The organism is Mesorhizobium sp. LSJC269B00 (genome assembly GCF_000502815.1).
Taxonomy (GTDB): domain Bacteria; phylum Pseudomonadota; class Alphaproteobacteria; order Rhizobiales; family Rhizobiaceae; genus Mesorhizobium.
On the sequence record NZ_AYVN01000015.1, the window covers coordinates 118,912 to 141,112 of the forward strand.

The 22,201-nt window shown below is 63.5% G+C and carries 19 protein-coding genes; 7 read left to right on the plus strand and 12 right to left on the minus strand.

Annotated features, from left to right (window positions below; genetic code table 11):
• The first annotated feature begins 297 nt into the window (after positions 1–297).
• Complete coding sequence (gene nhaA, locus X771_RS139415) at positions 298–1,485, plus strand: Na+/H+ antiporter NhaA (protein WP_031203177.1); 1,188 nt, start codon at positions 298–300, stop codon at positions 1,483–1,485.
• Between the two features lie 52 nt (positions 1,486–1,537).
• Here nhaA and X771_RS139410 read toward each other — a convergent pair whose 3' ends face one another.
• Positions 1,538–2,038, minus strand: coding sequence for an MmcB family DNA repair protein (locus X771_RS139410; protein ID WP_198025860.1), 501 nt, complete (start codon positions 2,036–2,038; stop codon positions 1,538–1,540).
• Here X771_RS139410 and X771_RS139405 point away from each other — a divergent pair.
• Positions 2,037–2,444, plus strand: a complete 408-nt coding sequence (locus X771_RS139405) for a hypothetical protein (RefSeq protein ID WP_156936039.1) — start codon at positions 2,037–2,039, stop codon at positions 2,442–2,444. The two genes, X771_RS139410 and X771_RS139405, sit on opposite strands and share 2 nt — an antisense overlap.
• 259 nt (positions 2,445–2,703) lie before the next feature.
• Here the strand turns inward: X771_RS139405 and cueR are convergent, their stop codons facing one another.
• Positions 2,704–3,123, minus strand: a complete 420-nt coding sequence (cueR, locus tag X771_RS139400) for a Cu(I)-responsive transcriptional regulator (protein WP_023690019.1) — start codon at positions 3,121–3,123, stop codon at positions 2,704–2,706.
• A gap of 238 nt (positions 3,124–3,361) precedes the next feature.
• On the opposite strand from cueR, the gene X771_RS139395 reads away from it, so the two are divergent.
• A complete protein-coding gene (locus X771_RS139395; RefSeq protein ID WP_023692663.1) occupies positions 3,362–3,979 on the plus strand; it encodes a L,D-transpeptidase in 618 nt (205 codons plus the stop codon).
• Positions 3,980–4,161: 182 nt separating this feature from the next.
• On the opposite strand, the gene X771_RS139390 is transcribed toward X771_RS139395, so the two are convergent.
• The 6 genes from X771_RS139390 to X771_RS139365 form a co-directional block, all read right to left on the minus strand.
• Positions 4,162–4,731, minus strand: coding sequence for a NifU family protein (locus X771_RS139390; protein ID WP_023685140.1), 570 nt, complete (start codon positions 4,729–4,731; stop codon positions 4,162–4,164).
• 201 nt (positions 4,732–4,932) lie between these two features.
• Positions 4,933–5,424, minus strand: coding sequence for a universal stress protein (locus tag X771_RS139385; RefSeq protein ID WP_023672856.1), 492 nt, complete (start codon positions 5,422–5,424; stop codon positions 4,933–4,935).
• A gap of 100 nt (positions 5,425–5,524) precedes the next feature.
• Positions 5,525–6,592: a tryptophan--tRNA ligase gene (gene trpS, locus X771_RS139380; protein WP_023690021.1), complete on the minus strand. Its 1,068-nt coding sequence runs from the start codon at positions 6,590–6,592 to the stop codon at positions 5,525–5,527.
• 172 nt (positions 6,593–6,764) lie between these two features.
• Positions 6,765–8,372, minus strand: coding sequence for a murein biosynthesis integral membrane protein MurJ (gene murJ, locus X771_RS139375; RefSeq protein WP_023690022.1), 1,608 nt, complete (start codon positions 8,370–8,372; stop codon positions 6,765–6,767).
• A gap of 76 nt (positions 8,373–8,448) precedes the next feature.
• Positions 8,449–11,244: a [protein-PII] uridylyltransferase gene (locus X771_RS139370; RefSeq protein WP_023690023.1), complete on the minus strand. Its 2,796-nt coding sequence runs from the start codon at positions 11,242–11,244 to the stop codon at positions 8,449–8,451.
• Between the two features lie 33 nt (positions 11,245–11,277).
• Positions 11,278–12,120, minus strand: coding sequence for a glycosyltransferase family 25 protein (locus tag X771_RS139365; protein WP_023690024.1), 843 nt, complete (start codon positions 12,118–12,120; stop codon positions 11,278–11,280).
• 176 nt (positions 12,121–12,296) lie between these two features.
• Between X771_RS139365 and X771_RS139360 the strand changes: the two genes are divergently transcribed.
• The 3 genes from X771_RS139360 (at position 12,297) to X771_RS139350 (ending at position 16,175) form a co-directional block, all read left to right on the plus strand.
• Complete coding sequence (locus X771_RS139360) at positions 12,297–14,810, plus strand: heavy metal translocating P-type ATPase (RefSeq protein ID WP_023690025.1); 2,514 nt, start codon at positions 12,297–12,299, stop codon at positions 14,808–14,810.
• Between the two features lie 43 nt (positions 14,811–14,853).
• Positions 14,854–15,237 (plus strand): DUF305 domain-containing protein, encoded by a 384-nt coding sequence (locus X771_RS139355; protein WP_023685134.1) that lies wholly within the window; start codon positions 14,854–14,856, stop codon positions 15,235–15,237.
• 92 nt (positions 15,238–15,329) lie between these two features.
• Positions 15,330–16,175 carry an aldo/keto reductase gene (locus X771_RS139350; RefSeq protein ID WP_023690026.1) on the plus strand — a complete coding sequence of 282 codons (846 nt, stop codon included), beginning with the start codon at positions 15,330–15,332 and terminating at the stop codon, positions 16,173–16,175.
• A gap of 28 nt (positions 16,176–16,203) precedes the next feature.
• Here X771_RS139350 and X771_RS1000000166025 read toward each other — a convergent pair whose 3' ends face one another.
• The 4 genes from X771_RS1000000166025 to mutS form a co-directional block, all read right to left on the minus strand.
• Entirely contained in the window at positions 16,204–16,752 is a 549-nt protein-coding gene (locus X771_RS1000000166025; protein ID WP_023690027.1) for a hypothetical protein, read from the minus strand.
• Positions 16,753–16,881: 129 nt separating this feature from the next.
• Positions 16,882–17,442 carry a TetR/AcrR family transcriptional regulator gene (locus X771_RS139345; RefSeq protein ID WP_023690028.1) on the minus strand — a complete coding sequence of 187 codons (561 nt, stop codon included), beginning with the start codon at positions 17,440–17,442 and terminating at the stop codon, positions 16,882–16,884.
• A gap of 66 nt (positions 17,443–17,508) precedes the next feature.
• Entirely contained in the window at positions 17,509–17,973 is a 465-nt protein-coding gene (locus tag X771_RS139340; protein WP_023685130.1) for a nuclear transport factor 2 family protein, read from the minus strand.
• Between the two features lie 73 nt (positions 17,974–18,046).
• The gene (gene mutS, locus X771_RS139335) at positions 18,047–20,776 is read right to left on the minus strand and encodes a DNA mismatch repair protein MutS (protein ID WP_023690029.1); all 2,730 of its coding nucleotides are present in this window, start codon (positions 20,774–20,776) and stop codon (positions 18,047–18,049) included.
• Positions 20,777–20,941: 165 nt separating this feature from the next.
• Between mutS and X771_RS139330 the strand changes: the two genes are divergently transcribed.
• Entirely contained in the window at positions 20,942–22,123 is a 1,182-nt protein-coding gene (locus X771_RS139330; RefSeq protein ID WP_033001488.1) for a glycosyltransferase, read from the plus strand.
• Positions 22,124–22,201: the final 78 nt, after the last annotated feature.

The window sequence follows — 22,201 nt, forward strand, 5'->3', positions numbered from 1 at the left end:
CTCCCCGTATAGAGACGGGGGAGAGGGGCGCTCTCATCGCCGGTTTCGCCAATCGCCGGCGTTGCAGGAGACGACGGCGAGGCTGAAGCTGCCTCTTTCTCCCCGTCGCTATGTGGGGAGTTGAGGAATGGTCCGCGAAGTGGACGAAAAGCCAACTGCTTGGCTTTTCGAATGACGAACGTCCGGCAGGACAATGAGGGGCGGCGCCAACGCTGGAAACAGTTGCACTTGCCGTGCCATCGACCTTTGCCCATCATCGGCAATAACGCCGCCGGAAAACCCGGCAACGGAGCACAGATGCGCGACAAGCAGCCGAAATCCATCCTTCGCGAATTCCTCGACGGCGAGGCGGCGGGCGGCATCATCCTGATGGTGGCGGCAGCCCTGGCGCTGATCGTCGCCAATTCACCATTGGCAGAAGCCTATTTCGCAGCACTCCACGGGTATCTCGGCCCGCTCAGCGTCTCGCACTGGATCAATGATGGGCTGATGGCGGTGTTCTTCCTGCTGGTCGGCCTCGAGATCAAGCGCGAGATGCTCGACGGTCAGCTCTCGACCTGGCCGCGCCGCGTGCTGCCGGGCGTAGCCGCCGGCGGCGGCATGCTGGTTCCCGCACTCGTCTATGTCGCCATCAACCGCAACAACGCCGCCGCGCTCTCCGGCTGGGCGATCCCGACCGCCACCGACATCGCCTTTGCGCTCGGCGTACTGTCGCTGCTCGGCAACCGCGTGCCGGCGTCGCTCAAGATCTTTCTCACCGCGCTCGCCATCATCGACGATCTCGGCGCCGTCATCATCATCGCCATCTTCTACACAAGCGGCCTGTCGCTGGCCTATCTCGGTGCGGCCTTCGCCGTCATCGCGGTGCTCATCGTGCTCAACCGCATGCGGGTGACGAGGCTGACGCCCTACCTCGTGCTCGGCGCCGTGCTGTGGGTGCTGGTTCTGAAATCGGGCGTGCATGCCACGCTGGCCGGCGTCGCGCTGGCGCTCACCATTCCGCTGAAAATCTCTGCCGGTAGCGGCCACGATCTCGACCATTCGCCGTTGCACCGGCTCGAACACGGCCTGCACAAGATCGTGCCCTTCTTCGTCATCCCGATTTTCGGCTTTGCCAATGCCGGCGTGTCGCTGGCCGGCCTCAGCGCCTCTGCCCTGGTCGAGCCGCTGACGCTCGGCGTTGCCGCCGGCCTGGTGCTGGGCAAGCTGGCCGGCGTCTTCGGCTCCTCGGCGCTGGCGATTCGGCTCGGCTTCGCCGACCTGCCGGTCAATGCCGGCTGGCTGCACATGATCGGCATTTCGCTGCTCTGCGGCATCGGCTTCACCATGAGCCTGTTCATCGGCCTGCTTGCCTTTGCCAACGACATGGCGCTGCAGGACGCCGTCAAGGTCGGCATCCTGGCGGGCTCGTTCGTTGCAGCGCTGCTGGGGGCAACCGTGCTGTTGGTGGCGCCAGCTGCGGGGGCGGAGGAAGAGGTGGAGTAGGTGTTCTTGGGTTCCTCGCCCCACTTCGTGGGGCGAGGAACTTGAGCTTCGTCTACTCGCTCTCCCCCGCCAGCGCCGGCACCGCCACACCCGCCAGCTCCGCCGCCAGCAGCCGCGCCGCACCCGCCCGTGCAATGCGCAGCATCAGCGCCTTGCGCGTTGCTGCGGCCATGCGGTGCTCGGGCGCCTCGCGCAAAATCTCGGCGCCGTAGCCGTCGGACAGGATGAAGCCGCATTCCTCCGGAAAAATATCCGAGGGCACGCCGGGATGCGTGGCGAAGAAGAAGCGGTCGGAGTGCAGCCGGTAATCAGGCCATTTGCGGTCGACGCGAAAATCCTCGATCGAGGATTTGATCTCGATGATCCAGATGTCGCCCTGCCTGGTCAGCGCCACAAGGTCGGCGCGCCGGCCGGTGGCCAGCGACAGTTCGGGCAGCACATGCATGCCCATTTGCATAAGCAGCCGCTGCACGCCACGCCGCACCAGCATGGCGCGTTCCGACTGGCGGCCATCGATCAGGGGATTGAGGAGAATCGGGGAGATCATCGGCATGGCAGCCACCATGCCAGATTTTGTTCACGGTTTGAACCGGTGCTTGGACGGCGATTATCCGGTTGACAAACCCATAGGCGAATTTTCTCTCGCAATGATAAGAAGCACGGTCCTTGGCACGAGGGGAGACACCATGGGGTTTTTGGGATTCATCAACCGGCTTTTCCCCGCGACCGAAGAGTTGCGCCGGTACTCAGCGATCGCGGGTCCCTATTCATTCATGTTTCTGGTGAAGCGCATCCCAGCCGAAAACCGGAAATTCGTACGCTTCCGCCTCAGCCATATGGGAGCGGTCCAGGATAGTTACACATTCAGCGTCGAGGAGTTCGGTTCCCTCGTTGATGCCGTCCTGAAGACAAAGGCAGAGCTAGATGACCCACTGCTCACGAGCGCTACCCAGCCGTAGGGGAATGGCGGCAATTATACGGTTGACAGAACTGAGGCTACGACTTGATGCGAGCGCCTTCCGCGATCGCACCATATCTGTATCGGCGCGGTCTGGTATTGCTCCGGAACGCCCCTGCGTCCGCCGATCAACTTCCGTTCTTAGCTATAAGGCGGCCGGACTAAAGTCTTGCGCCGGGAACGCAAAGGTCTGATGTAACCGCTTTGGTTCCGTTCTTGTCCCTTGGACGTTCCCGTATTTTAGTCAGTCGAGATACTACCTATATGGCCGAAGCCGGCCTGTTCTCGAGCAGCGCAGCCCCCGCAATATCATCCAAAATCGGGCAATCCGGCCGGTCGTCACCATGGCAGGCCTGGATCAGCGTCTGCAAGGTCGTGCGCATCGACTGCAGCTCGCGCACCTTTTCCTCGATGGCGCTGACATGGGCGGCGGCGATCTCGCGCACATCGTGGCTGGCGCGGCTGCGATCCCGGTAGAGCGCCATCAGCTGGCGGCAATCTTCGATTGAAAAGCCGAGGTTGCGGGCGCGGCGCAGGAAGGCCAGCCGATGGATGTCGTCGCTGGAATAATCGCGGTAGCCATTGCCGGCGCGCGCCGGCGCGATCAGGCCGATCTCTTCATAGTAGCGGATGGTCTTGGCCGGCAGGCCGGACCGCGCCGCGGCATCGCCTACATTCATTGTGATTCCTCGATGTGGTTCCCTGATTCTAGGCTATCCGACAGGACCGACCATTGTTTTTCCTTCATAATCCCGTGAGTCCTGTTGCCGAAATGCCATAGTTGACGGCTTACCGGCACGTAAGCTCCTGCATATAGGCATCGCGCGCTTGGCAAGCAAAGCAAATGCCAGCATGAATGATCTCAGGAAAAGCGGCCGTAACGTGTCGCGACATCTTGGCGGGGCATCGGACCATTTCATGCGCATGAAGTCATTTGCAATCGTCGCCGCACTTGCGTTGTCGGCCGCGATCTCGGGTTGCAGCACGATCGGCTCGCAGCTGTTCACCAACAACTACGGTTCGGTGAACGATGCAGGCTACCAACTGCCGCGCATCCCGATCGAGAGGGTGCCGCTGAAGTACCACCGGCAAGAGGTGAACTACGACACCTCGGAAAAGCCGGGCACTATCGTCGTCGATACCCAGAACAAGTTTCTCTACTTCGTCGAAGGCGACGGCCGGGCGATCCGCTACGGCATCGGCGTCGGCCGCGAAGGCTTTGAATGGCACGGCACCGCCCATATCGCGCTGAAGCGCGAATGGCCGACCTGGACGCCGCCGCGGCAGATGATCCAGCGCCAGCCGGAGCTAGCGAAGTTCGCGAGCGGCATGGAGCCGGGCTTGAAGAACCCGCTCGGCGCGCGCGCCATGTATCTGTTCAACAAGGGCGGCGACATGGGCTACCGCCTGCACGGCAGTCCGGAATGGAATTCGATCGGCAAGGCGATGTCGTCAGGCTGCATCCGGCTGATGAACCAGGACATCATCGACCTCTACGACCGCACGTCGGTCGGTGCCAAGGTCATCGTGATGTAGGACCATGATCCGGAACCGAGGTCCACGAAAGCGAAAAGTGGAACCGGTTTTCGGGAAGATCATGGTCAAAATAGGCGTTACCCTTCGTACGCGGACCGTCTAGGCAACAACGGACGTCCAAAACAGAAAACCGGGCAATCTGGCCCGGTTTTTTGTTGCTCGCTCGAATGCGTGAAGGGGTCTTAGGAGACCTGCTCGACCTGCTGTACTTCCGGCACGAAGTGGCGGAGCAGGTTCTGGATGCCGTGCTTCAGCGTCGCCGTCGAGGACGGGCAGCCGGCGCAGGCGCCCTTCATGTGCAGGAACACGGTGCCGTTCTCGAAGCCGCGGAAGGTGATGTCGCCGCCATCTTGGGCAACCGCCGGGCGCACCCTGGTGTCGAGCAGTTCCTTGATGGTGATGACCAGTTGCTCATCGGCCTTGTCGTAGAATTCGCCGGTCTGGCTGGTCTCGGCGGCGGGGCCGGCGTTGACCATCACGGGCGCGCCCGACATGAAATGCTCCATGATGGCGCCCAGGATCGCCGGCTTCAGGTGCTGCCAGTCCGGGCCGTCCTTGGTCACGGTGATGAAGTCATAGCCGAAGAAGACGCCGGTCACGCCGGGGATCTCGAACAGGCGGCCGGCCAGCGGCGAGGCGCTGGCTGCACTGTCGGCGTCGCGGAAATCGGCGGTGCCTTCGACAAGCACTTCCTTGCCGGGCAGGAACTTCAGCGTTGCCGGGTTCGGCGTCGATTCGGTCTGGATGAACATGGCCGTCTCCGTGCCCCAGTCGGGCAGCTAGTTTGGAATAGTTCTAAATAGGCTCAATCGGCTGTACATTCAAGCGAAACGCATCGCTCAAAATGGCTGGCTGGCGGAATGTTTTTGCTGGCTGGGAAGGAATCCCGCGCGGGCTATAAATCCAGGATCGTGATGTTATCCGAACCGCTTCACACTTTCCCGCATCACTCTCTACGCGAGGCTGTCAATCTCCTCGTCGGAAAGGTTCTGCGGCACCACTGTGACGGGAATAGGGAAGGCGGCGCCCTTGCCGGCAACAGCCCCGACCAGCGGCCCGGGTCCTTCCTTGCCGGCACCTGCCGCCAGCACCAGGATGGCGATGTCCTGGTCTTCCTCGATCAGCTTGTGGATCTCTTCGGTCGGCTTGCCTTCGCGCACCACCATCTCGGGCTCGATGCCGAGCTTCTGGCGCACCTTGTTGGCGTAGCCGTCGAGTGCCGCGCGCGCCGTGGCGTTGGCTTCCTCGCGCATGATCTTCTCGACGCCCAGCCAGTGCTGAAAGTCGTCCGGTGTGATGATGTAGAGCAGCACCAGCGTGCCGCTGGTGCTCTGCGCCCGCTTGGAGGCGTAGGCGACGGCGCGCTCGCACTCGGGCGTGTCGTCGATGATCGTCAGGAATTTCCTGCGATGGCCGGCTTCGCGACTGAGGCGTTTGGAGACCATGTCTATCTACTCGATGTTTCGGCCGCAATCTGCCACCGCGACAGACCGGCGGCAAGCCGCCGGCCTTGGGCCAGAATGGTGCGGTGCACTGACGGTAGGATCAGCCCTGCAACAGGCCGATAATGTCGCGTACCGTCTTCATGGTGGTCCCAGCCAGCGCGCCGGCGCGTTCGCCGCCGTCTCTCAGCACCGCGTCGACATAGGCGCGGTCTCCCTCGATACGGCGCATCTCGCCGGCGATCGGCGCCAGTTTTTCCACGGCAAGGTCGGCGAGCGCCGGCTTGAACACGGAAAACTGCTGGCCGCCGAATTCCTTCAGCACGTCCGCCTTCGACATCTCGGCCAGCCCGGCATAGATGCCGACCAGGTTTTCCGCTTCGGGGCGGCTTTCCAGGCCGTCGGCTTCGCTTGGCAACGCTTCCGGGTCGGTCTTGGCCTTGCGGATCTTCTTCGAGATGGTGTCGGCATCGTCGGTCAAATTGATGCGGGACAGATCCGACGGGTCCGACTTCGACATCTTCTTGGAGCCGTCGCGCAGGCTCATGATGCGCGCCGCCGGCCCGCCGATCACCGGTTCGGTTATCGGGAAGAAACCGTTCACCGTCTCCTGGCCGACCTGCATCTCGACGCCGACGCCAAGGCTGGCGATGCGGCTCGAAAAATCATTATTGAACTTTTGCGCGATGTCGCGGGTCAGCTCCAGATGCTGCTTTTGGTCCTCGCCCACCGGCACATGGGTCGCGCGGTAGAGCAGGATGTCGGCGGCCATCAGCGAGGGATAGGCAAGCAGGCCCAGCGAGGCGTTCTCGCGGTCCTTGCCGGCCTTGTCCTTGAACTGCGTCATCTTGTTCATCCAGCCGATGCGCGCCACGCAATTGAAGATCCAGGCAAGCTCGGCATGCTGCATCACCCGCGACTGGTTGAAGACGATGTGCTTCTTCGGGTCGATGCCGGAGGCAAGGAAGGCGGCGGTGATCGAGCGGGTCTGGTCGGCGAGGTCATCATGGACGAGCTGTGCCGTCAGCGAATGCAGGTCGACGACGCAATAGATGCAGTCTGACGTGTCCTGCAGGGCGACGAATTTCTTGATGGCGCCGAGATAGTTGCCGAGATGCAGATTGCCGGTCGGCTGTACCCCGGAAAAAACGAGCTGTTTGAAGGCGGTCATGATGTCCTCATGGCTTGTGGAGGGCCGTATAAGCGTGATTCCGAAAAGTTGCAGACTTTTCGGAGCCAATCACGCGGCTGGAAACCACGCGCGGCGAAAGTCTTGCGACGGCGCGCTTATGGACGAAGGGGCGGAGAGGATCAAGACCGGTGTTGCTGTTAGCTCGCCCGGACTATTCGTCCAGATCGGCGTTTGGGGCTGGCGCCGCTGCCTTGCCCGAGCCGCGTTTCACATTGCGCCGGATCATTCCGAAATCGGCGCCGCCGGTGGCGAAAGCCGTGACGAAGTAGAGCAGCGCCCCGCCGGCCACCAATGAGAGAAGCGTCACGGCCTTGATCACCAGTGGCGAGCCGGGGCCGAGCCTGACGGCCAGCCAGTGCTCGGCGAAATAGAGCGCCACCGCCATCACCGCCGCCGACAGCACAAGACGCGGAATGCGCTTCAGCAGCGGCACGTCGCGGCCCCAATGGCCACGTCGGATCAGCACCGCAAGCAGCATCACCGCGTTGACCCAGCCGGCGACGGCCGAGGCCACCGCAATGCCGGGCGCGCCCATTTTCGGGAACAGCGTCAGCGCGGTGATCACGTTCACGCCGACCGAGATGGCGGCGAACATCATCGGCGTGCGCGTATCCTCGCGGGCGAAATAGCCGGGAGTGAAGGCCTTGATCAGCACGAAGGCCGGCAGGCCGAGGCCGAAAATCGCCAGGATCGCGGCCACGGTCGGCGTCGAGCCGGTGGCGGCGAAGGCGCCGCGCTCATAGACCAGCCGCACGATCGGCTCCGCCATTACCCAAAGGGCCGCCGCCGCCGGCAAGGTCATGAACAGCGTGAACTCGACCGAGCGGTTCTGCAGATTGGCCGCCTCGACCAGATTGCCCGATTTCAGTGCCCGCGACAGCTCCGGCAACAGCACGATGGCCACCGCGACGCCGACGACGCCGAGCGGCAGCTGGTAGATGCGGTCGGCGTAAGCAAGCGACGACACGGCGCTGTCCTGCGCCGACGCGATCGCCGTGCCGATCAGCTGGTTGATCTGGGTGATGCCGCCGGTGATCGCCGCCGGCAGCGCCAGGATCAGCAGGCGCTTGACGTTGGGCGTCATCTTCGGCCGGCGAAAGCCGATGGCGATGCCGGCATTGCGCACCGCCACCCAGACAATGGCGAGCTGTACCAGCCCCGCCGCCAGCACGCCCCAGGACAGGCTGAAACCAACCTCACGGGCATCCATGCCGTGGTACCAGGCGTAGCCGAGCACGCTAATCAGGATGATGTTGAGGAATGCGGGCGCCACGGCAGCCGCGAAATAGCGGCGCAGCGAATTCAGCATGCCGGCCATCATGGCTGCGAGCGACATGCAGATGAGATACGGGAACATGATCGTCGCCAGCAGGACGGTCGTCTCGAATTTGCCCGGCGTGTCGGCAAAGCCCGGCGCCACGAGATAGCGCACGATCAGCGGCATCGCCAATTCCATGACGATGGTCAGCGCCAGAAGTGCGGTGAACAGGACGCCGAACACTTCCTCCGAAAAGCGCTTGGCGCCGTCGGTGCCGTGAGTCTCGATCTCCTTGGCAAACAGCGGCACGAAAGCGGCGTTGAAGGCGCCTTCGGCAAACAGCCGGCGAAACGTGTTGGGAAACTGGAAGGCGGCGTTGAAGGCGTCCGCCACCGGCCCGGTGCCGAGTGCGGCCGCCATCAGCATTTCGCGGCCAAAGCCAAGGGCGCGGCTCATCAGCGTGCCGGACGCAACCGTGGCGAATTTCTTGACGAGGCTCATGCGCGGGGAGATTGCCTGGATGATTGGGACAAAGGGGATGATTGGGACAAAGGGGGTGATTGGAACAAAGTGATGGTCACTCGGCCGCCGCCTTGGCCTTGCCGCCGCGCTCCGGGACAACGCCTTCAAGCGCCGCGATCAGCCTGGCGTGGATGGTGGCGGTGCGTGCCGGGTTGTCGATCTTCTGCCCCGTAAGGTCGGTGACATAGAAAGTGTCGATCACCTTCTCGCCGAAGGTGGTGATGTGAGCCGAGGCGATGTCGAGCGAGAGATCGGACAACGCACTGGTGATTTCCGACAACAGCCCAGGCCGGTCCAGTCCCTCGACCTCGATCACCGAAAACCGGTTCGACAGCGTGTTGCGGATTTCGGCGCGCGGCGGAATCTTGAACACCTTGGCGCCGCGCCGCGGCCGGGTGCGCTTCTCGATCATCTCCGGCAGCCAGCTCTTGCCCGACAGCACGTCCTCGATCAGCCGGCCGACGCGCTCGGCGCGACGGCGCTCATCCTCATCGCGGTCGAATTCCCGTGAGATCAGGATGATGTCCAGCGCGCGGCCGTCGGACGTGGTGAAGATCTGCGCGTCGACGATGTTGCCGCCGGCTCCCGCGCAGGCGCCGGCAATGACCGAAAGCAGGCGCGGATGATCCTGCGCCAGCACGGTTATCTCGGTCACCGCCTCGAATTGGTGGGTCCTGACCACGGTGGCGAGCTTCTTGCCTGCCGCGTCGGCTTCGCGGATGAATTCGGCATGGCGCAACTGATCGGGGAGGTCGACCGTCAGCAGATAGTTCTCGTAATGCAGGCCGACATAGCGCTTGCGGGCCTTGTCCGGCCAATCGGCCAGCGCCTCGGCCAGCCGCTCGCGCGCCGCCGCCGTCCGCTTGGCGCGCGACACTTCCGAGAAGCCGCCGGTCAAAAGCAGTTCGGTCTCGTAGTAGAGCGTGCGCAGGAGCTGGCCCTTCCAGCCGTTCCACACGCCCGGCCCGACACCCCTGATGTCGCAGACGGTCAGGATCAACAGCATTTTCAGCCGCTCGACCGATTGCACGATCGAGGCGAAATCCTCGATCGTCTTGCGGTCGTTGAGGTCGCGCGTCTGCGCCGTCATCGACATCACCAGATGGTTCTCGACCAGCCAGGCGACGGTCTCGGTGTCGGCGGCCGACAGCCCCATATGCGGGCAGATGCGGCGTGCGATCCGGGCGCCGGCCTCTGAGTGATCCTCCGGCCGGCCCTTGGCGATGTCGTGCAGCAGCACCGCGACATAGAGTGCCTCGCGGCTCTTCTCTAGCCCCGGCATCAGCGTGTGCGACAGCGGATGCACCTTTTCACCATCGCCGCGCTCGATCTCGGCCAAGACGCCGATGCAGCGGATCAGGTGCTCGTCCACCGTATAGTGGTGGTACATCGAGAACTGCATCATGGCGACTATTCTGCCGAAATCGGGGATCAGCCTGCCGAGCAGGCCGGCCTCGTTCATGCGCCGCAAATTAAGCTCGGCATTGCGGTCCGAGGTCAGGATGTCGAGGAACAGCCGGTTGGCCTCCTCGTCGCGCCGCAGCGACTTGTTGACCAGACCGAGCGAGCGGGTGAGCAGCTTCAGCGCATCGGGATGGAACTCCAGCCCGTGCTTGTCGGCGAACCAGAACAGCCTGAGCAGATTGACCGGGTCGCGCTCGAACACGCTGTCGTCGGCGACGTTGATGCGGTGATTGTCGACAATGAAGTCCGACGTGCCTGCCAGCTTGCGCTTGCGGCGCTGGAAGGTGAGGAAGATGCGGTTGAAGCCGGGCACATGCTTGGCCTGCTCTTCCTCGAGCGCGGCGCAGAAGATGCGGGTGAGGTCGCCGACATCCTTGGCGACGAGGAAGTAGTGCTTCATGAAGCGCTCGACCGCCGACAGACCGGGATGCGTGGTGTAGCCCAGCCGTTCGGCGATCTCGCGCTGGATATCGAAATGCAGCCGTTCCTCTGGCTTGCCGGTGAGGAAATGCATGTGGCAGCGCACCGCCCACAGGAAGTCTTCGGCCTTCTGGAATTCGCGGTACTCGGCTTCGGTGAAGACGCCCTTTTCGACCAGTTCCTCGCCGGTGCGCACGCGATAGAAGTATTTGGCGATCCAGAACAGCGTCTGCAAATCGCGCAGGCCGCCCTTGCCGTCCTTGACGTTGGGCTCGACCAGATAGCGGCTTTCGCCGGCCTTGGCATGGCGATCATCGCGTTCGGCGAGCTTGGCCTGCACATATTCCGGTCCGGTGGTGCGCACCACTTCATGGTCGAAGCGGGTCAGCAATTCGTCGAAGAGCTTCTGTTCGCCCCATAGGAACCGCGCTTCCAGGATCGTGGTGCGGATGGTGATGTCGCTGCGCGACAGCCTGAGACACTCGTCGATGTTGCGGGTGGCGTGGCCAACCTTCAACCCGAGGTCCCACAACATATAGAGCATATATTCGACGATCTGTTCGCCCCACGGCGTCTGCTTGTAGGGCAGCAGGAACAACAGGTCGATGTCGGAGCCCGGCGCCAGCGTGCCGCGGCCATAGCCGCCGACGGCAACGACCGCCATGCGCTCTGCGGTCGAGGGGCTTTTCACCCGGTAGACGTGGGTCGCGGCGAACTCGTAGAGGGCGCGGATGATCTCGTCCATCAGATGCGACAGCCGGGCGGCGCAGGCCGTGCCGCTGCCATCGTCCATCAGCATGCGCTCGGCAACCTTGCGGCCCTCGGTCAGCCGATCCTTCAGCAGCCGGAGCGCACCGACGCGCGCGCCGGGCTCGATGCCGCTGGCGGCCGAGATCAGCGCCGTCATGTCGCGGCGCAAAGCCTCGCTGTCGATCAGCGCGTCGAGCTTGAGGGAGATTTTTGCCATGGATTGCCGGTGGGCCTCGCCTTTGCGCGGCGTCTATAGCGCGTTTTCACGGCGCTGTGTATGGGGCGGACGGACGCGTCGGCCGCGATACCAGAAAGGGATGATCATCTCGCGCCGGAGCCGGAAGAGATCGGCGATCTGCCGCGTCAACCGCCTGGTCTCGATCCTTACCTTGGCGGTGATTGGCCTGGGGCGCCGTTTACCTATCCCGCTTGCCACCCATTCCTCTGTTCGCTCCTGCTTGAGCAGGCTTGGCAATCTCACCGGACTGTCGCCGAGGAATTGTGCCTGCAGGCACAATGCTGGGACGAGTTGGTAAATGACCTTGTCGGACGAGGTCGCAAAACGCGGATTGAAGATGAGGTGATCGACGGGAATGCTGATCTCATTCGTTGCCGCAAGAAGGTCCCGCGCGGCCTGTCTGGACAGGATGTATCCCGCCGTACCGATATGGAGCCCGTGCAGTCTGCTCGCAGAAAAACCGTGGCCGCAGGCAACTTGCTTGCGTGAAATTACGGTCCGGTTGAAGAACGTTTCCAACTTGACGATGTCCGCATCGGCGGGAATCCAGCCCGCATCGGCAAGCAAAGCGCCGGCTTTGTCCGGGAAAACGACATCGTCCTCGAAAATCGCCGCGTAAGCATCCTCACCTGCAGCGATCGTCGACCAACACTGTTGGTGGCTGAGCAGGCAGGCAATCTCGGCGTCGGCCAGGCGCAAATGCTTCTTGCCCTGCGGCATTTCGGCCAGATCCGGCCGATCTCGCGCATCGATGGCGGCGACCCGCTCGAAGGCGATGCCGATGCGCGCGAACTCCGCCGTTACATGGGCGAGGCGATCGCGGGACCGATCGAGATTGATAATCAGGCATTTCATTTGGGTGGGATCGATGCAGTGGGACGCGCGTCCATAGCATGGGAACAAAGTTGCGTAAGCGATTTTCCCTCGATGTGCGCGATGACGGCCACGATCGAAAAGTGGAAATCGCCCCTTGACCTTCCAGTTACTGGAAGCACTACCTCCTCACCCAGACAGATATAAGGCACTTTTCGATGGCGCATTCCGAGCATCACCACCACGCGCACGCGGCCGATGGCAACTGCTGTACGGCAAAGGCTGCTGAGCCGGCCGCCGAAGCAGTGGTGCGCGATCCGGTCTGCGGCATGAGCGTCGATCCGGCAGCGGGCAAGCCGACGGCCGAGCATGGCGGCCGTCTCTTTCACTTCTGCAGCGAGGGTTGCCGTACGAAATTCGTCGCCGGGCCCGAAAAATACCTGACCGCCACCGACCCCGTCTGTGGCATGAGTGTCGACCGCGCTACCGCCAGGCATTTTTTCCGCCACGAAGGCCAGGGTTTCTATTTCTGCTCGGCCGGCTGCCGGGCGAAGTTCGAGGCCGAGCCGCAAAACTATCTCGGTGACAGGCCGACGCCGTCGCCAGTGCGGAAAGGCACGCAATACACCTGCCCGATGCATCCCGAAGTGGTAAGAGACAAGCCCGGCTCCTGCCCGATCTGCGGCATGGCGCTTGAGCCGATGGGCGTTCCCACTGGCGATGAGGGCCCGAACCCCGAACTGGTAGACTTCACCAGACGGTTCTGGGTCAGCGCGGTGCTGTCCCTGCCGCTGCTGATCGTTGCCATGGCGCCGATGCTCGGCCTGACGTTCCAGGCGTTTGTCGACGGGCGAACGATGGTCTGGCTGGAATTGGCGCTGGCCAGCCCCGTCGTGCTGTGGGCGGCCTTCCCGTTCTTCCACCGAGGCTGGGAGTCGCTGGTCAACCGCAGCCCCAATATGTGGACGCTGATTTCGCTCGGTGTCGGCGCTGCCTATCTCTACAGCGTGGCGGCCACTCTGTTCCCGGACATTTTTCCACACCAGTTCCGCGGTCATGGCGGCACAGTGCCGGTCTATTTCGAGGCAGCCGCCGTCATCGTCGCGCTGGTATTCCTCGGTCAGGTGCTCGAATTGCGGGCGCGCGAAAAGACCGGCTCGGCCATCCGTGCGCTGCTCGACCTGGCGCCGAAGACGGCAAGGCTGATCGGGGAGGACGGCTCCGACACCGACGTGCCGCTCGTTGCGGTCAAGACCGGCGACCACCTACGCATCCGTCCGGGCGACGCCGTGCCGGTCGACGGCACTGTAACGGAAGGCCGTTCCGCCGTTGACGAATCGATGATCTCGGGCGAGCCGCTGCCGGTCGAAAAAACGAAAGGCGATGCCTTGACCGGCGGCACGCTCAACAAGAACGGTTCGCTGATCATGCGCGCCGAAAAGGTCGGCTCCGAAACGACGCTTTCGCGCATCGTCGAGCTGGTCGCAAAGGCGCAGCGTTCGCGCGCGCCGATTCAAGGTCTGGCCGATCGCGTCTCCTTCTACTTCGTGCCGGCCGTCGTGCTGGTCGCGCTCGCGGCCTTTGCCGCCTGGGCGATCTTCGGTCCCGAACCCAGCTTGATCTTTGCCATCGTCTCGGCGGTCTCGGTGCTGATCATCGCCTGCCCCTGCGCGCTCGGCCTGGCGACGCCGATGTCGATCATGACCGCCACCGGGCGCGGGGCGCACGCGGGCGTGCTGATCAAGGACGCGGCCGCGCTCGAGCGCTTCGCTTCGGTCGACACGTTGATCGTCGACAAGACCGGCACCTTGACCGAAGGCAAGCCTCGCTTGACCGATGTCGTCGCTGCCGACGGCCTGTCCGAGAATGAGTTGCTGGCGCTCGCCGCCGGGCTGGAAAAAGGCTCGGAGCATCCGCTGGCCGAGGCCATTGTCGGCGGCGCCGGCGAACGCGGGCTGACGCTCATCGAGGCCAGCGGCTTCGACGCCGTCACCGGCAAGGGCGTATCCGGCACGGTGTCTGGCAGGAAGGTTTCTCTCGGCAACGCCGCCATGATGGCCGACGTGGGCATGGACACCGCTTCCCTTTCGGCGAAAGCTGAGGCGCTGCAGGCCGAGGGCAAGACGGCGATGTTCGTTGCGGTGGACAAAAGACTGGCCGGCATTGTCGCGGTCGCCGATCCGGTCAAGGCAACGACAGCCGAGGCGATCAGGGCGCTGCACGACAGAGGCTTGCGGATCATCATGGCGACCGGCGACAACGAGCGCACGGCGCGCGCCATCGCCAAAAGCCTTGGCATTGACGAGGTGCGCGCCGGCCTTCTGCCGGAACAAAAGGCCGCCCTTGTCGAGGAGTTGCGTGCGAAAGGTGCCGGCGTCGCCATGGCCGGGGACGGCGTCAACGATGCGCCGGCCTTGGCCAGCGCCGATGTCGGCATCGCCATGGGCACCGGCGCCGATGTCGCTGTCGAGAGCGCCGGCATTACGCTGGTCAAGGGCGATCTCAACGGCATCGTCAGGGCGCGAACGCTCGCCCAGGGGACTATCCGCAACATCCGCCAGAATCTGTTTTTCGCCTTCCTCTACAATGTGCTTGGCGTGCCGGTTGCTGCCGGCGTGCTCTATCCGCTCACCGGCACGCTTTTGTCGCCGATGCTGGCGGCGGCGGCCATGAGCCTGTCTTCGGTTTCGGTCATCGCCAACGCATTGCGGCTGCGGACGTTGAAACTCTGAGCAAAGCCCCCAGATTCGAATTTCAATCAACAGGAGATCATGGATGACCTTGGCTAAGAAAATCGTGCTTTTGATGATGGCGGCGGGAATGCTGCTTGCCGTTTTCCTCGAAAGCGTCCCGGCGCAATCCGAAGAGATGAAACACGACATGGGCGCGATGGGCGCGCAAGGTCCTTCGACCGACGGCTACAAGGCGGCGATGGACAAGATGCACACCGACATGATGATCGAATATTCCGGCAATGCCGATGTCGATTTCGTGCGCGGCATGATCCCGCATCATCGGGGCGCGATCGACATGGCCAAGGTGGAACTCGCCAATGGCAAGGATCCCGAAATCCGCAAGCTGGCCGAAGATGTCATCGCCGCGCAGGAAGCCGAGATCGCCAAGATGCAGGCCTGGCTCGCCGCCCATCCGGCGAAGTAAGGCAGCAACGGCCATGCCGGAGAGATCCATTCTGGATTTCTCTCCGTGGTTGTGATGCCATTCACATCGATTACACGGCGCCAGGAGCCCACATGCCATCGACGATAAGAGCCACCACGCTGCCTTCGGGCGAGGCCGTCCAGGTGCTGGGACAGGGCACATGGAAGATGGGCGAGGATTCCCGCCGCCGCGCCGGGGAGGTCAATGCCCTGAAGCTCGGGCTGGACCTCGGCATGACGTTGATCGACACCGCTGAAATGTATGCCAGCGGCGGCGCCGAGGAGGTGGTGGCGGAAGCCATTGCCGGGCGCCGCGACGAACTCTTTCTTGTCTCCAAGGTATTGCCGTCCAATGCCTCGCGCGCCGGCGTGGCGCGGGCCTGCGAAAACAGCTTGAAGCGCCTGCGCACCGACCGCATCGATCTCTATCTCCTGCACTGGCCGGGCAGTGTGCCTCTATCTGAAACCGTCGAGGCGTTCGAGGCGCTGAAGGAGGCCGGCAAGATACGCCACTGGGGTGTCAGCAATTTCGACACCGACGAGATGGAGGAGTTGACCGGCCTGTCGTCTGGCGATCATGTCCAGACCAACCAGGTGCTCTACAATCTGTCGCGGCGCGGCCCCGAATTCGATCTCGCACCGTGGAGCCGGCAGCGCGGCATCCCGCTGATGGCCTATTCGCCGGTCGAGCAGGGCGCGCTGGCGCGCAATTCCAGGCTGGAAACCATCGCCGCCCGCCACAACGCCACGGCAGCACAGATCGCGCTTGCCTGGGTGATGGCGCAGCCCGCTGTCATCGCCATTCCGAAGGCGAGCAGCCACGACCATGTCCGCCAGAATGTCGCCGCGCTCGATATCAGGCTGACGGCCGAAGACCTCGCCGAACTCGACCGCGCCTTTCCACCGCCGACGCGCAAGCGCGGGCTGGAGATGATCTGAATTGATTGCGGTTGGTCAGACTGGCCGTCTACTTGCTGCCCAGTCGTAGGTTTTCGATCTCGCGCGCTGCGTTTCGCACATCGCGGACACCGACAAAGCTCACTGTGGTTGTGGTTGGTTCGTCGCCCGTATCAACCGTTTCCCGGCGAAAGGTAATCGATCCTCTACCGTTCGAGCGTTCGTTTCGCTCAATGGTGTTTATGGCATTAGGGGCCATGGCAAGGACATGCCGCCACCACAAATCGCTGATGATAAGGATTCGACGATCGGTCACGGCGTAGACCGTTCGCCATACAGCCAAAGTATTCCAGACGGCATTGCCGAGCAGGCATAGTCCAAAGCCAATAGCGACAAACCACGTGATCAGCGAGAGTGAATTCCACCCAATGTGCTTAAGGAATGGTTCGCTTAGAGCGCTGAGGAGGAGTGGAGTACAGAAACAGGTCAAGGCGATGGCAAAAATAATCGGAAATAACTGGGTCCGAAGCATACCCATAAAGGATGGAGATCCAGTCCAGCGCACGGTTTCTCCAGGTTGCAATTCAGTCTTGACGACCTCGTGCGGAGTCCAAATCATGTGGGGCAGTATCCTCACGGCAATGCTTCATGAGATCGCGCCATTTGCCTTCCCAATTTCGTTATGGATGGGCCTAGGAGGTGGCAATGAACAACTCGCATTCTGAATGCCAGACGCCCATGCAATTGGCTAGGTGGTTTCCAGCGCCGCCCGCGCTCGTTGCAGGGCGCGGGAAAACACTGCCGTGTCGTCGAAGGCGCGTGCCAGCGTGAGCGCGCCCTGGATGGCGCCGACCGCTTCTTCGGCGAGTTCGTCCGCCCTGCCAGCGCTGTGCCCGCTTCGGGTCAGCGCTTCGGCAAGATGCGCCACCCAGCGGCCGAAATAGCTTTTGATCGCAATGGCGAAGAGGTCGCGGGATTCGTCCAGCGCGAAGGCGCCGATCAGGCACACCCGGCGTCCCGAGCGGAAATAGCTGTCGGTCGCTTCGAACATCCGATCGATGCCCGTGCGAGGGTAGGCCCTGTCCTGCAACGGCACGAAGACATTCTCCTCGAACCAGCCATCTATATGGGCAATGACAGCCGCCGCCATCTCTTCCTTGCCGCCGGGGAAGAAGTGGTAAAGGCTGCCTTTGCCTAGGCCGGTCGCCGCACCGATCCGCGCCAGGCTCGCCCCTTCATAGCCGTGTTCGCGGAAAACCTCGCCGATGATGGAGAGCAAATCGGCGCGATCGGGCGCGATCCTGCGCATGCGCTAGTTTTTCCGCTTGAGCATGATCTTTGCCGAAAACCGCGACACAGCTCTAGGGATCATATTCTAAAATCCGAGTTCGGACAGGCCGGGATGGTCGTCCGGCCGGCGGCCGAGCGGCCAGTGATATTTGCGCTCACCCTCGGCGATCGGCAGGTCGTTGATGCTGGCGACGCGCCTACGCATCAGCCCGGCCGCGTCGAATTCCCAATTCTCATTGCCGTAGGAGCGGAACCAGTGGCCACTGTCGTCGCGCCATTCATAGGCAAAGCGCACCGCGATGCGGTTGTCGTTCCAGGTCCAGACCTCCTTGATCAGGCGGTAGTCGAGCTCGCGAGCCCATTTGCGCGTGAGGAAGGAGACGATCTCGTTTCTGCCCGAGACGAACTCGGCGCGGTTGCGCCAGGTGCTGTCCTGCGTATAGGCGAGCGAAACCCGTTCGGGATCGCGGCTGTTCCAGGCGTCTTCGGCAAGCCGAGCCTTCTGCGCGGCGGTCTCGGCGGTGAAGGGCGGCAGCGGCGGACGGCTCATGTCATTCTCCCATCGGCAAAGGCGATGGCGAGCATTGTACCAATCGGTACAATTGGTCAAGGCCGAAATCGGGCTAGGTTTTCCCCGCCAGCCCCTTCAGCCGGTAGAGCGCTTCCAGCGCCTCGCGCGGCGTCATCTCGTCTGGATTGATCTCACCCAGCGCTGCGCCCAATGCGTCGCTCTCCGCAGGCTTTGCCGCTTCCCGCTTCATTGCCACCGAAAACAGCGGCAGATCGTCGACCAGTCGGTTGGCCTTGCCGGAGACATCGCCTTCCTCGAGCTGATGCAGCACCTCTTTGGCGCGGCCGACCACCGCTTCCGGCAGACCGGCAAGGCGAGCGACCTGAACGCCATAGGAGCGATCGGCGGCACCCTTGCCGACCTCGTGCAGGAAGACGACGTCGCCTTCCCACTCCTTGACCCGCATCGTGACATTGTGCAGTCGCGGCAGCTTGCCGGAGAGTGCCGTCATTTCGTGGAAATGAGTGGCGAAGATCGCCCGGCAGCGGTTCTTCTCGTGCAGATACTCGACGGCCGCCCAGGCGATCGACAGGCCATCGAAGGTGGCGGTGCCGCGGCCGATTTCGTCGAGGATCACCAGCGCCCGCTCACCGGCCTGGTTGAGGATCGCCGCCGTCTCTACCATCTCGACCATGAAGGTCGAACGGCCACGCGCCAGATCGTCCGAGGCGCCGACCCGCGAGAACAGCCGGTCGACAACGCCGATATGGGCCGACGTCGCCGGCACGAAGGAACCGGTTTGGGCGAGGATGGCGATCAGTGCGTTTTGCCGCAGGAAGGTCGACTTACCGCCCATATTCGGACCGGTGAGCAGCCAGATCGCGCCGGCCTTGGCCCCGTCTTGCGGCGACAGATCGCAATCATTGGCGACGAACGGCCCTTCGCCCGAACGCCGCAGCGCCTGTTCCACCACAGGATGGCGCCCGCCCGAAATGTCGAAGGCAAGGCTGGAATCGACCAGCGGCCGGCACCAGGCTTCGCTCTCCGACAACAGCGCGAGCGCCGCCGACACGTCGAGCACGGCGAGCGCATCGGCGCCGGCGCGGATCTTCTGCGCCTCGCCGACCGCCTCAGCCGTCAGCGTATCGAAAGCGGCAAGCTCGATGCTCAGCGCCCGGTCGGCGGCATTGGCGATCTTGGTCTCGAGTTCGGCAAGTTCGGTCGTGGTGAAACGCATGGCATTGGCCATGGTCTGGCGGTGGATGAAGCGCGCCTTGGCGCCGTCGCTTCCGGTCATGATCGAATGGTGGTTGGCGGTCACCTCGATGTAGTAACCCAGCACATTGTTGTGCCGGATTTTCAGCGAGCGGATGCCGGTCTCCTCGATCAGCGAGCGCTCCAGTCCGGCGATCACCTTGCGCGATTCGTCGCGCAGCGCCCGCATTTCGTCGAGTTCGGCATGGTAGCCGCCACGCACGAAGCCGCCGTCGCGCCTCAGCAGCGGCAGTTCCTCGCCAAGAGCCTGGGTCAGATGCTCGGCCAGCGCGCGCGGCAGCGCCTTTATCGCGGCAAGTGCCGCGGTCAGCTCAGCGGGCAGGACGGTCGTTCCGAACAGTTCGGCAATGGTGGCCGCCGCTTCGAAGCCGGCACGCAGCGCGCCGAGATCGCGCGGACCGCCGCGGTTGAGCGCCAACCGCGACAGCGCCCGCGGCATGTCGGCGACGCTCTTCAGGCTTGACCGCACCGCCTGGCAGAGCCGCGTCTCGGTGCGGAAGAACGATACCGAATCAAGCCGGGCAGCAATCGCCGCCGGATCGGTCAGCGGCGCCATCAGCCGGTCGGCGAGCAGCCTGGCTCCGCCGCCGGTGACCGTGCGGTCTATAGCCTTGAACAGCGAGCCGTCGCGGCTGCCCGACAGCGTGCGCAACAGTTCCAGATTGCCGCGTGTCGCAGGATCGATGAACAGCGTCGAGCCCTGCTCCTCGCGTTCGGGACGCGACAAAGGCGGCCGCTCGGCCTTCTGCGTCTTTTCGACGTAGGCGATGGCGCCCGAGATCGCCGACAATTCGGCGCGCGAGAAGGCACCGAAACTGTCAGGCGTCGCCACTTCGAAGAAGCGCGCGATCCGCCCCGCTGCCGAAGCCGAATCGAAAAGCGACGGCGGCTGCGGGCTGGCGACGCGGCCGATGACGTCGAACACCGGCTTCAGCTCGGGATCGTAAAACACCGGCTCGGCGACGATCAGCTCGCGCGGGTCGACGCGGAAGACATCGGCCAGCAGGCGGTCGGCCGTGGTTTCGGCGACGCGGAAGACGCCGGTCGAGATCTCGATCCAGGCCAGGGCGAAGGCGTCACCGCTGTTGCCGCCCTTCACCCGCCCTAGCGCCATCAGGAAGCTCGATTCCGACGGCGCCAGCAATTTATCCTCGGTGATGGTGCCTGGCGTCACCAGGCGCACCACGTCACGGCGTACGACCGATTTGCCGCCGCGCTTCCTGGCTTCCGCCGGATCCTCGATCTGCTCGCAGACGGCAACGCGAAAACCTTGGCCGATCAGCTTTTGCAGATAGTCGTCGGCCGCATGCACCGGCACGCCGCACATCGGAATGTCATGGCCCTGGTGCTTGCCGCGCTTGGTCAGGACGATGCCCAGCGCCCGGCTCGCCTTTTCGGCGTCGTCGAAGAACAGCTCGTAGAAATCGCCCATGCGGTAGAACAGCAGAGAATCCGGATTCGCCGCCTTGATCTCGATAAACTGCTCCATCATCGGCGTGACGCTGCCGACGGGCGCAGGCGGTGTCACCTCTGGGGCGTCGGTTTCTGCTGAAGTGTGCATGTTCATGCCCGCACGCTAGCAGATGTGGGTGCGGGGTTTAATGCAGGCGGCTCGAAAAGCAGGGGACGACCGGCCTCGACGGCGGCTTGTGCTCCCTCTATGCCGGGTGAAGCCGTTGGTTGCTTCGGGCGCCAACCAGACCCTATGATCGCCATGGCGGGGATAAGCGGCATGGATCAGGACAAACAGGAGGCGTTCGAAGAGCTGGTCGGTCCGGCTGGATCGGCGCTTGAGCGCCTGCTGCTGTTGGCGGCGCGGCGCGTCCACCGCACCAAAAGCAAGCTTAGCGGGACAGTGCGCAAGCGCGTCCCCTTCCTCCTGCCGACACGGGGACCGCTGTCCGATCTCGATAGCGGCATCGAGATGTCGCTGCATGTGCTCAGCCGCGACCCGCTGGTGCTCTATGTCCCGATTGGCGGAGCCCGTCCGCTCTATCCGCTGGCGGCCCTTGGCCGGCGCCTGGCGGGACGGCGCGTCACCTTCCTGACGATGCAGACCTGGACCATGGAGCGGCCGGCGGTCATCTCCCGGATGGGCCGCGACCTCGCCTGGTACGCCGGCCGGTTTCCGCTGCACGAGATCATCTTCCTGTGCAACACCGAGGAAGAGCGCCGTCTCGTCGCGGCTGCGGGCGGCAATGCCATCTTCTCCAACCACAATCTGATGGTATCGGAGGATATATTCCGGCCGCTGCCGGACGTGCCGGTCGAATTCGACGCCGTCTACAATGGCCGCATCTCGCCGATCAAACGCCATCACCTGGCCTTCGACATAGAGCGGCTGGCCCACATCACCTATTCGATCGGCGAATTGCCGCCGGTTGCCGCCCGCGCCTTTGTCCGGCGACTGCAGGCGCAATCGCTGCTGCACCAGATCGCCAATCCGCTCGTCGACGGCTGGCCGGGCAAGCTGACGGCGCAACAGGTCAACCACGTCTACAACCAGGCCGCCGTCGGGCTGTGCCTGTCGGCCGTGGAAGGAGCGATGTACTCCTCGATGGAATATCTGATGGCCGGCCTGCCGATCGTCAGTACGCCGAGCCTTGGCGGTCGCGACGTCTATTTCGATCCGGATTATTGCATCGTCGCCGATCCGGAACCGGCTGCCATTCGCCGCGCCGTCGAGACGCTGCGAGATCGTGCCATACCGCGTCAGCACATCCGCCGCCGCACGCTGGAGAAGGTTCACGCCCAGCGCATCGAACTCATGGCGTTCCTGACTGCATTGCTGCGGCGCAAGGGAAGCCGTGCGCCACCCATCGAGACGTGGCCTTTCCCCGGCACAGACGGCATGATGCGGCGGGGAACGGTGCGCGAAATCGCTGCCTTCGTCAGCGAGCCAGAGCCGACGTGACGCCGTTCGACTTCGGGAGATTCGCTGCGGGCGTGAAGATCGCTTGGCGATTTACAGCGGTGGCGTGTAGCCTTGATC

Coding starts and splice junctions, on each gene's coding strand:
- murJ (WP_023690022.1), bottom strand. CDS start 8,372: ATGAGCCTCGTCAAGAAATTCGCCACGGTTGCGTCCGGCACGCTGATG.
- X771_RS139365 (WP_023690024.1), bottom strand. CDS start 12,120: ATGAAATGCCTGATTATCAATCTCGATCGGTCCCGCGATCGCCTCGCC.
- X771_RS139395 (WP_023692663.1), top strand. CDS start 3,362: ATGCGCATGAAGTCATTTGCAATCGTCGCCGCACTTGCGTTGTCGGCC.
- trpS (WP_023690021.1), bottom strand. CDS start 6,592: ATGACCGCCTTCAAACAGCTCGTTTTTTCCGGGGTACAGCCGACCGGC.
- X771_RS139385 (WP_023672856.1), bottom strand. CDS start 5,424: ATGGTCTCCAAACGCCTCAGTCGCGAAGCCGGCCATCGCAGGAAATTC.
- X771_RS139355 (WP_023685134.1), top strand. CDS start 14,854: ATGACCTTGGCTAAGAAAATCGTGCTTTTGATGATGGCGGCGGGAATG.
- X771_RS139330 (WP_033001488.1), top strand. CDS start 20,942: ATGGATCAGGACAAACAGGAGGCGTTCGAAGAGCTGGTCGGTCCGGCT.
- X771_RS139340 (WP_023685130.1), bottom strand. CDS start 17,973: ATGAGCCGTCCGCCGCTGCCGCCCTTCACCGCCGAGACCGCCGCGCAG.
- X771_RS139410 (WP_198025860.1), bottom strand. CDS start 2,038: ATGCCGATGATCTCCCCGATTCTCCTCAATCCCCTGATCGATGGCCGC.
- X771_RS1000000166025 (WP_023690027.1), bottom strand. CDS start 16,752: ATGATTTGGACTCCGCACGAGGTCGTCAAGACTGAATTGCAACCTGGA.
- X771_RS139405 (WP_156936039.1), top strand. CDS start 2,037: ATGGCAGCCACCATGCCAGATTTTGTTCACGGTTTGAACCGGTGCTTG.
- mutS (WP_023690029.1), bottom strand. CDS start 20,776: ATGAACATGCACACTTCAGCAGAAACCGACGCCCCAGAGGTGACACCG.
- X771_RS139345 (WP_023690028.1), bottom strand. CDS start 17,442: ATGCGCAGGATCGCGCCCGATCGCGCCGATTTGCTCTCCATCATCGGC.
- X771_RS139360 (WP_023690025.1), top strand. CDS start 12,297: ATGGCGCATTCCGAGCATCACCACCACGCGCACGCGGCCGATGGCAAC.
- nhaA (WP_031203177.1), top strand. CDS start 298: ATGCGCGACAAGCAGCCGAAATCCATCCTTCGCGAATTCCTCGACGGC.
- X771_RS139370 (WP_023690023.1), bottom strand. CDS start 11,244: ATGGCAAAAATCTCCCTCAAGCTCGACGCGCTGATCGACAGCGAGGCT.
- cueR (WP_023690019.1), bottom strand. CDS start 3,123: ATGAATGTAGGCGATGCCGCGGCGCGGTCCGGCCTGCCGGCCAAGACC.
- X771_RS139350 (WP_023690026.1), top strand. CDS start 15,330: ATGCCATCGACGATAAGAGCCACCACGCTGCCTTCGGGCGAGGCCGTC.
- X771_RS139390 (WP_023685140.1), bottom strand. CDS start 4,731: ATGTTCATCCAGACCGAATCGACGCCGAACCCGGCAACGCTGAAGTTC.